Genomic DNA, 12,932 nt, shown 5'->3' on the forward strand with positions numbered 1-12,932 from the left:
GCGCAAAGCGGGTGCCGATTAGGGAACGGTGACGTCAGCCACCCGCGTTCTGGGCCTCCTCGTAACGCCTGGCGGCATCGTCGAGCCGCTGGAGCGCCTGGCCCTGCGCCTCGAAGTCGCCAGACTGCTGAGCCTGGCGCAGCTGCTCCAGCGCGGCCTGGATGTCGGCAACCGCCTGGTCCAGGTCGGCGTTGTTGCCGCCGGTGGCGGGTGGCGGCTGCTGCTGGTCCGTCGGCGACTCCGGCGACGGTGTCGAGGTCCCCGTGTCGTCCGGCGGTTCCTGAGCCGGGCCGGTCGCCGCGTCACCCGTGCCCTCACCGAAGACCTCGTCGAGGGCCCCGTTCAGGGTCGAGGAGAAGCCGATCCGGCCACCGAACGACACCAGCACGCGGGCGAGCTGCGGATAGCTCTGCGCGTTGCGCTGCTGGATGTAGATCGGCTCGACGTACAGGAACCCACCGGCGACCGGCAGGGTCAGCAGGTTCCCGTAGAGGATGTCGACGCTCTGGTTGCCCAGCAGTGTCCGGTCCTGCGTGAACGCCGGGTTGCTCTGGAAGGCGTTCTGGACCTGGACGGGGCCTTCCACCTGGCTACCACCGGTGGGTAGCCGGAGCACGGTGATCTCGCCGTAGCTGTCCGGATCGGACGACACCGTGGCCCACGCCGCCAGGTACTGCCGGGCGAGCGGGGTCAGCGCACTGGTCAGCTGGAAGGTCGGCTGGTCCTGCCCCGGCGACTGTGCGAGCACGTAGTACGGCGGCTGCTTCGCGGCGTCGGAGTTCGGGTCGAGCCCGCCGGGCTGCGTCGGGTCCTGCGGCACGTTCCAGAACGTCTGCGTGGAGTAGAACTCCTGGGGCCGCTGCACGTGGTACTTCGTGAGCAGCTCACGCTGGATCTTGAACAGGTCCTCCGGGTAACGCAGGTGGTCGCGCAGCTCGGAGGAGATCTCCGAGTTGGGCTTCACCATGCCGGGGAAGACCTTCATCCAGGCGTCCAGCACCGGATCGTTCTGATCCATCTCGTAGAGGTTCACGGTGCCGTTGAACGCGTCGACCGTGGCCTTGACCGAGTTGCGGACGTAGTTGATCTGGTTGTCTGCCTGACGGGCCACACCGCTGAGCGAGTCCTCGGTCGCGGTCCCCAGCGAGGTCCGCTGCGAGTACGGGTAGTTGTTCAGGGTGGTGTAGCCGTCGACGATCCACTGGATCCGGCCGTCGATCACAGCCGGGTACGGGTCGCCGTCGACCGTCAGCCACGGAGCGACCTTCTCGACGCGCTCCCGCGGGTCACGGTTGTACATGATCTTCGAGCCGTCGCCGATGGCGTCGGAGAAGAGGATGTTGCGCTCCCCGTACTCGGCGGCGAAGACGAGCCGGTTGAACCAGTTGTCGATCGGCACGCCGCCGTTGCCCTTGTAGAGGTAGCTGCGGTCGGTGGCCGTGTCGTACTCACCCGGCGCCTGGCCTGGCTGCCCGCCGACGATCGCGTAGTCCGTCGCCAGCTCGCCGTAGTAGATGCGCGGCTCGTCGACGCGAATGCCGGCGCCCTCGGGGTTCTGCGTGTCGCTCGTGCGGGCGATCGGGTAGCCGCCGTCGCTGTTGGCCTCCTCGATGGCGCGGTCGATCGTGTTGGCCGGAGCCGCCACGAAGCCGTTGCCGTGGGTGTACACGAGGTGGCGGTTGATCCACGTCTGCTGGTTCTCCCGCAGACCGCTGGTGTTGATCTCCTTGGCGGCGACGATGTACGACTGCTTCTCGCCGTCGACGGTGTAGCGGTCGACGTCGAGCTTGTCGGGGAAGCCGTAGAAGTTCTCGCGGCCGACCCGCTGGGTGAAGGTCGGGCTCAGCACGTTCGGGTCGAGCAGCCGGATGTTCGGGATCGTGCCCTGGTCGTCGCGGACCTCGGCCGGACTCGCCTGGGAACTGCCCGTGTAGTCCTGGTAGTCGACGTTCTCCAGCCCGTACGCGAACCGCGTGGCGTTCATGTTGCGCTGGATGGATTCGGCCTCGCGCTCGTTGGCGTTCGGGCGCACGGAGAACTGCTCGAGGACCGCGGGCCACGCGACGCCGATGATGATGCCCGAGAGGATCAGCAGCACCAGCGCGATCGCGGGCAGCTGGATGTTGCGCAGGAAGGCGCCCACGAAGAAGGCGACCGCGCAGAACACCGAGATGCACAGCAGGATCAGCTTGGCGGGCAGCACCGCGTTCAGGTCGGTGTAGGTGGCGCCGGTGAACAGGTCGTTGCGGTCGGACAGCAGCAGGTCGTAACGGTCGAAGAAGTACTCGACCGCCTTGAACAGCACGAACACACCGATCAGCACAGAGAGGTGCACGCGCGCGGGCGCCGAGATCTGCCCGCCGCGGCCCGCCAGCCGGACACCGCCGAAGAGGTAGTGCGCGAGCAGGCCGCCGATGAAGGCGACCACGATCGCGACGAAGAGCCAGCCCAGCAGCCAGCCGTAGAACGGCAGCTGGAAGACGTAGAAGCCCATGTCGTGACCGAACTGCGGGTCGGTCTCGTTGAAGCTCGTGCGGTTGAGGAACAGCTGCACCAGTTCCCAGTTGCCCTGCCCGGAGACACCGGCGATGAGGCCCGCGAGCACGGGGATGCCGATGCCGAAGAGCCGGATCCGCGCCACGACGATCGAGCGGTAGCGGGCGAGCGGGTCGTCGGCGCCGGAGACGGGGACGAACACCGGCCGCGTCCGGTAGGCGATCCACAGGCTCACCGCGAGCAGGCCGCCGACGAGGACGCCGGTGGCGAAGAACAGGACGACCCGCGTCAGCAGGACGGTGCTGAACACGCCGCGGGCGCCGACCTCACCGAACCACAGCCAGTCGACGTAGGTATCGAGGAACCGTGCGCCGAGCAGCAGTACCAGGATGATGACGGCAGCGATCGTCAGCAGGATTCGAGCTCGCCGGGACAGCTTGGGCAGGCTGACTGGGGGCCGGGTGGCCACTACGCACACTCCAGTGGTCGAGACTGACGTACTCGGGGCGCCTGCGCTGCGAGCGTCCCATGGTTACCTAACTCTACGGATGGCCGCCAGAGTTCCCGGAACCCCCCAAACCGGGCGCACGCGGGCACCGTCCGGCCGCCTGCCACGATGGTGCCCATGAGCGAGAGCGGAAACGAGGCGGGCCCCGTGAGTGTGGCTGCCCTCGCCCGGGAAGTCGAGGAGTTCGTGGCGACGGCGGGGTGGGAGCAGCAACCGCAGTTGTTCGCGCTCGTGCCGACCTCGGAGCTGCTGCGCCAGCAGCCCGAGCTCGCCGGCCAGCTCGACGCGAGCAGCGAGCTCACCCCGGTGGCCCAGGAGTCCCTTCCCGAGGGCGACCTCGCCGAGGCGCTCGCGACGATCGCCTGGCCGGATGTGGTGCACGGCTGCGCGCTGGCGCAGGAGATCATCGTGCTGCCGCCGGACGCCGAGGCGGAGCTCCCGGACGTCGGCGACGCGGCCGACGCCCGCGACGTGGAACGGCTCAGGCAGGCCGCGGCCGACCACCCGCGGCGGACCGAGGCCAGGCTCGTCGCCGCGGTGCTGCGAGACGGCTCGGCCGCCTGTGTATTGCGCCTGCGCGGCGTGCAGGCCGAAGGCGAGGACGAGCCGGTCGAGGAGATCGTCGAGCACCCCGAGCTCGCCCCGAACCTCGTCGACGCCCTCCGCGCCACCCTCCAGCCGTAACCCACGAGGGAGCAAGGGAGCTTTACTCCCGTTTTCCGGGAGCAAAGCTCCCTTGCTCCCCAGTGCACCGGCAGCCTCAGCACGACGGCGTCGGCCGCCCATCGTTGAGGCTCTCCAGTGCGTTGATCGCGCTGTCGAGGTCGGACACCTTGATCAGGTCCAGGCCGTCCGGGGCCGCCGCCACCGCTTCGGCGCAGTTGTTCTCCGGCACGAGGAAAGCCGTCGCACCAGCCTCCTTCGCGGCGACCAGCTTGAACGAGATCCCGCCGATCGCCCCGACCTTGCCCTTCTCGTTGATCTCGCCGGTTCCGGCGATGTGCTCACCGGACACCAGGTCCTCCGGAGTCATTCGGTCGACGATCGCGAGCGCGAACATCAGGCCGGCCGACGGACCGCCGACATCCTCCAGCGAGATGTTGACGTCGAACGGCACATCCGCCCTGTCGATGGGCTGCATCCCCACGAAGCCCTGCGGCTGCCCGTCCGGATGCCTGGCAAGCGTGACCGACTCGGTCCGCTCCGGCTGGCCCTCGTGCTTGAAGGTGAGCGACACCGTCTGCCCCGGCCGCGTGTCCGCCAGCGCGGCCAGCACGTCGTCCTCGTTCTTGATCCGCTTGCCATTGACCTGCACCAGCTGGTCGCCGGGCGAGAGCACCTTGTCGGCGGGGCTCCCGGAGACGACCTCCTGGACGATGACCTTCACCGGGTACCCGAGCCTGCGCAGCGCGGCGACCTCGGCGTTGCTCTGCGAGTCCTGGAACTGCTGGACGTTCTGCCGCCGGACCTCCTCGTCGGTCTCCCCCGGCCGGAAGTAGTCCTCCCTCGGCGCGACGGCGTAGCGACCGCTGATCCACAGGCCCAGCGCCCCGAAGAGGGTCACCTCGTCGTTGAGCGAGACGGTCGTCATGCGCAGCTCACCGTTCGTCCGATAGGTCCGCTGGCCGTTGATCGACACGACCTGCTCGCCGCCCACCTCGCCGAGCGTGTCGTAGGTCGGCCCGGGGCCCAGTGCGACGTAGGGCACCCGGACGAACGCCCCGAGCAGCACGAACACCACCACGAGCACGCCGCTGAAGACGAGCGTCCAGCCGCGTCGGCTCAGCCGCGTCCTCGAATTCGGCGGGGTCTCCTCCCCGCCGAAGGCGTCCGGCCTGGCGTCGGCTCGCGTGGCTCCAGTCGTCGACGGGTTGTCGCGGGTCTCGCTCACGACGGACAGCGTACGGTGACGGATGTCAGCTCAGGGCGAAGGTCCGCCAGCGGGCAAGTCGTGTGCGGCCTCGTCCGCGTACGGTGGTCCTATGAGCAACCCACCGTTCGGGTTCGGCTTCCCCGACCCCGACAAGCGTCGTGAGAACGAGCCGTCGAACTCCGGCGGCGAACAGCAGCCTGGTTCGGGCGCCGACGCGTTCCAGCAGCTGGGGCAGATGCTCAGCCAGCTCGGGCAGATGTTGAGCCAGGCGGGCAGCTCGTCAGGCCCGGTGAACTACGACCTGGCGAAACAGATCGCACTGCAACGACTCGCCGGTAGCGGCGGATCGTCCATGGGTTTCAGCGCGGGTGACCAGTCCGGCGACACGGCCGTCCGGGACGCGGCGCATCTCGCCGAGCTGTGGCTCGACGAGGCGACGATCCTGCCCGCGGGCGCGTCCACCACCGTCGCGTGGACGGCTCGGGACTGGGTCGACAAGACCCTGCCGACCTGGCAGCGGCTCTGCGACCCGGTCGCCAAGCAGGTGTCCGGCGCCTGGATGCAGGCCCTGCCGGAGGAGGCGAAGCAGGCGGCCGGACCGCTGTTGTCGATGGTCGGTCAGATGGGCGGCATGGCCTTCGGCTCGCAGCTCGGCAACGCTCTGGCCGAGCTCGCGTCCGAGGTGCTGACCTCCACCGAGGTCGGTCTGCCCCTCGGCCCCGCGACCACCTCCGCGCTGCTCCCCGCGAACATCGAGAAGTTCACCGAGGGCCTCGAGCGGCCGGGCAGCGAGGTCATGGTCTTCCTCGCCGCGAGAGAGGCCGCCCACCAGCGGCTCTTCGCGCACGTGCCGTGGCTGCGGCAGCGGCTGCTGGCCACGGTCGAGGAGTTCGCACACGGCATCACGGTGGACACCTCGGCGCTGGAGCAGCTCGCCGGACAGGTCGACCCGAGCAACCCCGCGAGCATCGAGCAGGCGATGTCCTCCGGGCTGCTGGAGCCCAAGACCACCCCGGAGCAGCAGGCCGCGCTGAACCGGCTGGAGACGCTGCTCGCCCTGGTCGAGGGCTGGGTGGACGTCGTGGTGGCCGAGGCGGTCGGCGACCGCCTGCCGGGTGCGGACGCGCTCAGGGAGACCCTGCGCCGCAGGCGTGCGACGGGCGGGCCCGCCGAGCAGACCTTCGCGACCCTCGTCGGGCTGGAGCTGCGGCCCCGGCGGATGCGGGCGGCGTCGGCGCTGTGGAAGCTCGTGGGCGACCGGCATGGCATGGACAAGCGCGACCAGCTGTGGTCGCACCCCGATCTCATGCCGACGGCCGAGGATCTGGACGACCCGATGGAGTTCGCGGACCGGCTCGGTCGCTCCGGGGAGGCCATCGACGACCTCGACCCGATCGCCGAGCTCGAACGGACTCGGCAGGCGGAGGAGCAAGCCAAGTCCGACGAGCCCGGCGATCAGGACGACTCGGGCGAGAGCGGCAGCAAGGGCTGAGGGTCAGTCCTCCGCGTCGAGCCCGGAGATGGCGAGCCCTTCGGCGGAGGACAGTCCTTCCAGGTACCCGATGGCCCGTTCGGTTTTCGGGTAGCGCTGGACCAATGCCCAGAACTTCGCGTTGTGCTGGGCGACTCGCAGGTGCGCCAGCTCATGGACCAGCACGTAGTCCAGGACCCATGGCGGCACCGTGCGCAACCGTTCGCTTACCCGGATGGTCCGGTCGACCGGCGTGCACGACGCCCAGCGGGTGCGCATCGGCGGCACCCAGCGGACGCTCGCCGGTTTCGCGGTGCCGTCCAGGTAGCGGCGGGAGAGCTCCGTGCAGCGCAGCAGCAACGCCTCGTCCGAGGCGCGCGCTGGCGAAGCCCTCCTGTTCTCCGTGCGCTGCAACTTGCGCTGCATCTCGGCGACCCAGTGTTCTTCTTCTGCCTGGCTCATCTTGGCTGGGATGAGCACGACCAGTGTGTCGCCGTCTCGATAGGCGGTGACAGTGCTGCGACGACGCGCGCTCCGCCGCACCTCGATCTTCTGTTCAGGGACTGAAGACTGGCGCTTGTCCTTGTCCCGATTCCTCAATGAGGGAACCCGTGCTTCGGCCACCCAACCACCGTAAGGGCAGGGACCGACATCACGGATGGCTGCAGCGTCACATCGTCCAGGTTGTCCACAATTGGGTTTGCCTGTGGACAACTCGGGGTGTGCTGGATGCGCTCCGGACGAGTTCTTGTAACCCTGTGCGATATGACCAATTCGCTACGCAATGTGAATCTTCCGCGGCGACCTCGCCTGGTGCCCGGTCTCGACGTGCTGGAACGCCGCGCCAACGAGATCCAGATCGGATTGGACCCTCGGCACGCGGTGGTGGCGACGGACCTGCCCCCGATCCTCATGGACATTCTGCGCGGCCTGGACGGCAGCAAGAGCACCAAGTCCCTGCTGTCGCTCGCCGAGAGCGAACACGCCGAACGGCTCCGGGAGCTGCTGACCGGGCTGGCGGAACGCGGGCTCATCGAGGAGGCCGAGCCGCCCGCGCACCCGCACACCCGGACCGACGAACCCGAGCTGTGGTCGCTGAGCCTGGGTAGACGCCGCAGGGACACGGCGGCCAGGAGGGCACAGAGCACCGTGCTGATCCACGGAGGAGGGCGGCTGGCAGCGGCGATCAGCTCCCTGCTCGCGTCGGCAGGCGTCGGCCACCTCGACTCGGAGGCCGACGGCAGGGTCGGGCCCGAGGACCTCGGTTCCGGCTTCGTCGACGGCGACGTCGGCCTGCCCCGCAGACACGCGCTCACCGAGGCCGTGCGAAGAACCAACCCGGCGACCCGAACCGGCAGGCTCAGAGGCAGCCGGCGACCCGACCTCGTGGTGCTCACCGATGCCGTCGTGCCTGCTCCCGAGGTGGTCACCGATCTCGTCGCCGAGGGCTTGCCCCATCTCACCGTCCGCGTCCGCGACGGCATCGGTATCGTCGGTCCGCTCGTGTTCCCGGGCCGCAGCAGCTGCCTGCGCTGCGCCGACCTGCGACGCACCGCACTCGACTCCTGCTGGCCCAGGGTGGCGAGCCAGCTCGCCGGCCGCTACCAGCGCGCCGAGCTCGGCAACGTCTACGCCACCGCCGCGCTGGCCGTCGGCCAGATCCTGCGCGTGCTCACGCCCGAGGACGCTCCCCCTCCGACCTGGAACGGAACGCTGGAGATCGACTCATATGCCGGCACCGTCGATCACCGGGACTGGCATCCGCACCCGGAATGCCCCTGCGGCGCGAGCCGGGTACGACGTGAACCGTAGTCGCGATCTACGTCCCGATACGGCTGCGAGAGGGGTGATCGGCAAGGCAGAATCGCTTGCGTGACCGAATTCCGCGACTCCTCCGACGACCGGGCCGAGGCTGCGATGCCGCGCAGAACGGCTGCGCGGACGGCGAAGCTGGCGAGCCTGCCTCTCGGCATCGCCGGCCGCGCCGTCGGCGGATGGGGCCGACGGCTGACCGGTCAGAGCGCCGAGGAGGTCAACGCAGCGCTCTCCGCCAAAGCCGCCGAGCAACTCTTCGAGGTGCTCGGCACACTCAAGGGCGGTGCCATGAAGTTCGGGCAGGCCCTGAGCGTCTTCGAGGCCGCGGTACCCGACGAGATGGCCGCCCCCTACCGGGACGCGTTGACCAGGCTCCAGGCAGCGGCACCACCCATGTCGGCCAAGCAGACTCATCGCGTGCTCGCCGAGCAGCTCGGACGGTCCTGGAAGCAGCGATTCAGCTCCTTCACCGACGAGCCCGCAGCCGCCGCCAGCATCGGCCAAGTCCACCGCGCCGTGTGGCACGACGGCCGCGAAGTCGCGGTCAAGGTCCAGTACCCGGGCGCCGACGAGGCCCTACGCAGCGACCTACGCCAGCTCCAGCGGTTCAGCCGCCTGTTCCAGGCACTCGTGCCTGGCACCGACGTCAAACCGCTCCTCGCCGAGCTCGCCGCCCGCATGGACGAGGAGCTCGACTACCGGACCGAGGCCGACAACCAGCGCGGCTTCGCGAAGGCCTTCGCTGGAGACGGCCAGGTGCTCGTCCCCAGGGTCGTCGCGAGCGCCCCCAAGGTGGTCGTCACCGAGTGGGTGACCGGCACGCCCTTCGCCGAGATCATCCGGGCTGGCACCCAGGAGCAGCGCAACGAGGCGGGCAGGCTGCTGGCGGAGTTCCACTACTCCTCACCGGCCCGCGCGCAACTGCTGCACTCGGACCCCCATCCCGGCAACTTCATGCTGCTCGACGACGGGCGCATCTGCGTCATCGACTTCGGTGCCGTCGCACATCTGCCGGAGGGCGCGCCGCCCGCCCTGGGGCTGATGATGCGTTACGCACTCGATGGTCGTTCCGCGGAACTGCTCGACGTACTGCGGACCGAGGGTTTCGTCCGGCCCGATTCCGAGGTCGAGGCTGAAGACGTCTATTCGTACCTCCTTCCGTTGGTCGCTCCCCTCACCGAGGAGCGATTCCACTTCACGCGCCGGTGGGCCCAGAAACAGGCACTGCGGATGGGTGATCTGCGTAGTCAGGACTTCCGCACCGGTCGATCGCTGAACCTGCCGCCGCACTGGTTGCTGATCCACCGGGTCACCGCGGGCGCCATCGGCATTCTGTGCCAGCTCGACGCCGAACTGGCTCTGCGCTCCATTGTCGAACGCTGGCAGCCGGGCTTCGCGTCCTGAAGGGCCGAATCGAGGGACTTATCCACAATGGCCGCGTGATTGGCGGGAATGTGCCGTTCGCGGCTCGGATTCATCCACATTTTTCGTGATGACTCCCGCGGCCATCCGCGCCGCGCAAGGCTCGGGTCATGACCACAGCGAGCTGCGCGGCACGTCCCGCGCCCACAGCCATCGACAGCATCATCACGGTCGCCGAACTGCGGGCCGGCGGCATGTCCGAACGCGCGATCCTCACCCGCTGCCGGCCCGGCGGCCCCTGGCGACGGCTCATGCCCGGCATCGTCCTGCTGGCACCCGGCGAACCGACCCGGAAGCAGATCCTGCGTGCGGCGACCACGTATCTCGGCCAGGACGGAGTCGTCACGGGCATCGATGCCCTCGCCGCACACGGACTGGAGTTGCCGTTGCCCCGCACCGTCCACGTGCTCGTGCCGTCGTATCGCCGGATCCTGCCTCCGAACTTCATCCTGCTCGAGCGCACGGCCCGACCACCCGATCCCGTGCTCGTCAACGGGCTGCACTTCGCTCCACCGGCGCGCGCCGCGCTCGACGCCGCACGCACGGAGCACGACCCGGACCAGCTGCGTGATCTGCTGTCCCTGCCGATCTACTACGGGTTGTGCGCCATCGAGGATCTGCAGACCGAGCTCGACGCGGGCAACCAACGCGGTTCGGCGGCGGTGCGCGCCGAGCTACGCCGCATCAGCCGTAACCGCGACACGTTCGTCCACGGTCTGGCCAGACAGCTCACCAGACGCTCGCCGTTACCACCCCCACGGTGGGACGTCACCGTGTGCGACCTGCGCGGCCGGCCGATCGGCGCGGTCGACGCATGGTGGGACGAGGTGGGAATGGGCTGGCAGTTCACTCAGCAGAAGGGCACGAACCCGGAGCGGCATCTGGGCCATCTCGCACTGACCGCCGCCGGAGTCGTGCTGCTGCGCACGCCGAGCGAACGCCTGCGCGGGGATGGCGACGCGATCGTCAAAGAACTCGCGAGTGCGTTCCGCACCGCGGCGACCCGAGCCCGGCCGCTGGTGCAGTGCGAGACGCCCGTGGTGGCCGCATGAGTGTCACCAGTACTCGGCGGGCAGTTTGCCTTCGATGTCGCGCAGGTGTTCACGTGCGCAATGGGGGCACAGCCAGCGCGTGCGCCCGTCCTCTGTTTCACGAACCCAGGCCAGAGCGTCAGCCGTGCCAGCGGAGCCGCGACGGGCCCCGCAAACCGAACACACGGCCGCAGGTTCAGTCATGACCTTCGTCCATGATGGACAGTCCTGGCGTTGAGCAGGTAAAGGTCGTCACGCGCACCGAGGTATTCGGGAGACTCCGGGTCGACGAGCCGCCGCACCGCGTCCCGGTCCCCGTCGCTCAGCCGCTCCTCGGCGATCTCGGCCAGCCAGGCCCATCGTTCCAGGACGAACTCGCGAACCGCTGGTGTCGTCGGCGCAGGGTGGTCCACCAGGTAGCTGAACGACGCGATGTCGGTGAGGCCGGCTTTGCCCAGGGCCACCGTCCAGCCGTAGGGCATCCGCACGGCGCCCGGCATGGTGGCGCGCAGCTGCCGGAACCAAGCCTCATGAGCCGCTGCCAACCGTTGCTCGAGCCCCGGCTCGCCCACACCGACGTCCCAGGGCAGGCAGCGAGTGTCGAGGCCACCTTCGGCCACGGCCAACAGCCCACCGGGCGCGAGAGCACGCGCGAGGCGGTGCACGGCGAGTTGCTGATCAGGGAGGTGATGCACGACGGCCGAGGCCCAGATGAGGTCGGCGGACGAGAGCAGGTCGCTCAACTCGACGGTGCCGAGATCCGTCACGATGGTCTCCACCGCCACCGTGGAACCGCCTGCGATCCGGGCGGCCTTCTCCGCCACCGAGAGGAGTTCGTCCACGGCGTCCACCAGGATGACGGTGCCGCCGCCGCGGCCTCCAAGCGCTTCGGCGAGTGCCGCGCTCATGCCACCCGCACCGGAGCCCACGTCGACGACCGTGGGCTGAGCCGGCAGGTTGACGACGAGCCGTGCGGCAACGGCGTCGAGCCGGTCCCGTTCGAGCGCGTCGAGCCTGCGCAGCGAGGTAAGTCGTCCGGCCCAGTCCACGTCGTCGTGCGTATGTGCTGGCACAAGCACATTGAACACCAAGCGAGCCGCACGTGGGCGGAAGACAGCTGTCCGCTGTCTTCCGCCCACGACGGTCACTATCGGCTGTAGCGGCGCGATCTCATCGCCGCCCAGCGGGCCACGCGGTTCCAGCGACGGGCGGCTCTGGCGAGCCGCAGGTCGTGTCGCGGACCGTCGAGGGCCCTGTGCATGTCCCGTATTCGGGCTCTGGCGAGTTCTTCATGTAGCAACATTCGGAGGGTCTCCTTGTGCATGGTCGGCGCACTGCTCGGTTGTTCGAGCAAGCCGTAGTTCGTCTCGGGCTGCGGGTAGTCCGTCTGCGTGGTCATGCGGCACTCCGCTGTCCTGCGGCCGCGTGCTCCACCACCGGGTTCTTGCGCGGGCGTCCCCGAGGCCGCTTGCGGGCCACGACGGCGCCACGCTCGAAGATCTCGCCGCCCCACACACCCCAGGGCTCCCGTCGCGCCAGCGCACCCGCGAGGCACGCCGAACGCACGGGGCAGTCACCGCAGAGCACCTTGGCGTGCTCGAGCTCGGCGGGGGTCTCCGCGAACCACAGGTCCGCGTTGCCGGATTGGCAGGGCAGGTCGAGGTCTGGCGACGACACGGCGTCGAGCAGTTCTGCGACGCCGGTCGTACCGGACAGCTCGTCGGGTAGCGCCCTCTCTGACGCGAAGGCGGTTGCCGATGGCATTTCCCGTTCTCCTTTGTGTTGTAGAGATTTTCCTGTCGGTCCAACAGGTCCTGAAACAGCAAGAAGGCCGCGGATCCGATGTACGGTTCCGCGGCCTTCGTGAGCCTTATCCCTTGACAGGGCTGTCATGGATATCTCTCACGTGAGCGCAACGGAACACAGGGCTTGTCCTGGATCGGGAACAGAGCGGTCGCCGGACGGAACACCGGGTGCGTGGCCCCGACGTTGGTGTCAACGGCATCGAGCATGAGAACGCGCTCATTGCGAGCGCGAGCGAGCGACCCGAAGTACGGCTGACCAGCCCAGGACACGATGCGACGCCGGCGTGCGGTCATGACCGTCTGATCGGTCCAGGACAGCGAGGTGCCAGCGGTGCCGCTCAGCTTGATGAGCTTCATCAGGGGGCACCTCCTCTCGCTGTCCGCCGGTTCGCCGCCCCATCGGCAACCGGAATCACGGATGCTCCACCCAGTGACTGCAGGTTATTGGTCCTGTGGCGGCGGGGGCAACTTATTTTTGAGAAGTTCCCCCCAAGTGGCGGAAAAAAGTCCT

General features: G+C 68.9%; 11 protein-coding genes. 5 read left to right on the forward strand and 6 right to left on the reverse strand.

Annotated features, from left to right (window positions below):
- Nucleotides 1-34: 34 nt before the first annotated feature.
- Complete coding sequence (locus tag BA062_RS36615; protein ID WP_110343718.1) at nucleotides 35-2,965, reverse strand: UPF0182 family protein; 2,931 nt, start codon at nucleotides 2,963-2,965, stop codon at nucleotides 35-37.
- A gap of 156 nt (nucleotides 2,966-3,121) precedes the next feature.
- Between BA062_RS36615 and BA062_RS36620 the strand changes: the two genes are divergently transcribed.
- Nucleotides 3,122-3,688, forward strand: a complete 567-nt coding sequence (locus BA062_RS36620) for a PPA1309 family protein (protein ID WP_110343719.1) — start codon at nucleotides 3,122-3,124, stop codon at nucleotides 3,686-3,688.
- Between the two features lie 76 nt (nucleotides 3,689-3,764).
- On the opposite strand, the gene BA062_RS36625 is transcribed toward BA062_RS36620, so the two are convergent.
- Nucleotides 3,765-4,895: a YlbL family protein gene (locus BA062_RS36625; protein ID WP_110343720.1), complete on the reverse strand. Its 1,131-nt coding sequence runs from the start codon at nucleotides 4,893-4,895 to the stop codon at nucleotides 3,765-3,767.
- A gap of 91 nt (nucleotides 4,896-4,986) precedes the next feature.
- On the opposite strand from BA062_RS36625, the gene BA062_RS36630 reads away from it, so the two are divergent.
- Entirely contained in the window at nucleotides 4,987-6,369 is a 1,383-nt protein-coding gene (locus BA062_RS36630) for a zinc-dependent metalloprotease (RefSeq protein WP_110343721.1), read from the forward strand.
- A gap of 3 nt (nucleotides 6,370-6,372) precedes the next feature.
- On the opposite strand, the gene BA062_RS36635 is transcribed toward BA062_RS36630, so the two are convergent.
- Nucleotides 6,373-6,897: a M48 family metallopeptidase gene (locus tag BA062_RS36635; protein WP_110343768.1), complete on the reverse strand. Its 525-nt coding sequence runs from the start codon at nucleotides 6,895-6,897 to the stop codon at nucleotides 6,373-6,375.
- Nucleotides 6,898-7,113: 216 nt separating this feature from the next.
- Here BA062_RS36635 and BA062_RS36640 point away from each other — a divergent pair, with 216 nt between their 5' ends.
- From BA062_RS36640 to BA062_RS36650, 3 genes are all read left to right on the forward strand, one after another.
- Nucleotides 7,114-8,160 carry a TOMM precursor leader peptide-binding protein gene (locus tag BA062_RS36640; protein WP_110343722.1) on the forward strand — a complete coding sequence of 349 codons (1,047 nt, stop codon included), beginning with the start codon at nucleotides 7,114-7,116 and terminating at the stop codon, nucleotides 8,158-8,160.
- Between the two features lie 105 nt (nucleotides 8,161-8,265).
- The gene (locus tag BA062_RS36645; protein WP_391358910.1) at nucleotides 8,266-9,567 is read left to right on the forward strand and encodes an ABC1 kinase family protein; all 1,302 of its coding nucleotides are present in this window, start codon (nucleotides 8,266-8,268) and stop codon (nucleotides 9,565-9,567) included.
- A gap of 128 nt (nucleotides 9,568-9,695) precedes the next feature.
- Nucleotides 9,696-10,637 (forward strand): hypothetical protein, encoded by a 942-nt coding sequence (locus BA062_RS36650; RefSeq protein WP_110343724.1) that lies wholly within the window; start codon nucleotides 9,696-9,698, stop codon nucleotides 10,635-10,637.
- Between the two features lie 179 nt (nucleotides 10,638-10,816).
- Here BA062_RS36650 and BA062_RS36660 read toward each other — a convergent pair whose 3' ends face one another.
- The 3 genes from BA062_RS36660 to BA062_RS36675 form a co-directional block, all read right to left on the reverse strand.
- Nucleotides 10,817-11,689 (reverse strand): class I SAM-dependent methyltransferase, encoded by an 873-nt coding sequence (locus BA062_RS36660; RefSeq protein ID WP_110343769.1) that lies wholly within the window; start codon nucleotides 11,687-11,689, stop codon nucleotides 10,817-10,819.
- A 322-nt stretch (nucleotides 11,690-12,011) separates the two neighbouring features.
- Complete coding sequence (locus BA062_RS36670; protein ID WP_110343727.1) at nucleotides 12,012-12,380, reverse strand: WhiB family transcriptional regulator; 369 nt, start codon at nucleotides 12,378-12,380, stop codon at nucleotides 12,012-12,014.
- 125 nt (nucleotides 12,381-12,505) lie between these two features.
- Nucleotides 12,506-12,778 carry a hypothetical protein gene (locus BA062_RS36675; protein ID WP_110343728.1) on the reverse strand — a complete coding sequence of 91 codons (273 nt, stop codon included), beginning with the start codon at nucleotides 12,776-12,778 and terminating at the stop codon, nucleotides 12,506-12,508.
- Between the last annotated feature and the right edge of the window lie 154 nt (nucleotides 12,779-12,932).

The organism is Prauserella flavalba (genome assembly GCF_003202235.1).
Taxonomy (GTDB): Bacteria; Actinomycetota; Actinomycetes; order Mycobacteriales; family Pseudonocardiaceae; genus Prauserella_A; species Prauserella_A flavalba.

Bases quoted from the DNA above. Each gene is read 5' to 3' on its own strand.
- BA062_RS36620 (WP_110343719.1), top strand. From the start codon at position 3,122: ATGAGCGAGAGCGGAAACGAGGCGGGCCCCGTGAGTGTGGCTGCCCTC.
- BA062_RS36630 (WP_110343721.1), top strand. From the start codon at position 4,987: ATGAGCAACCCACCGTTCGGGTTCGGCTTCCCCGACCCCGACAAGCGT.
- BA062_RS36670 (WP_110343727.1), bottom strand. From the start codon at position 12,380: ATGCCATCGGCAACCGCCTTCGCGTCAGAGAGGGCGCTACCCGACGAG.
- BA062_RS36645 (WP_391358910.1), top strand. From the start codon at position 8,266: ATGCCGCGCAGAACGGCTGCGCGGACGGCGAAGCTGGCGAGCCTGCCT.
- BA062_RS36675 (WP_110343728.1), bottom strand. From the start codon at position 12,778: ATGAAGCTCATCAAGCTGAGCGGCACCGCTGGCACCTCGCTGTCCTGG.
- BA062_RS36640 (WP_110343722.1), top strand. From the start codon at position 7,114: ATGACCAATTCGCTACGCAATGTGAATCTTCCGCGGCGACCTCGCCTG.
- BA062_RS36650 (WP_110343724.1), top strand. From the start codon at position 9,696: ATGACCACAGCGAGCTGCGCGGCACGTCCCGCGCCCACAGCCATCGAC.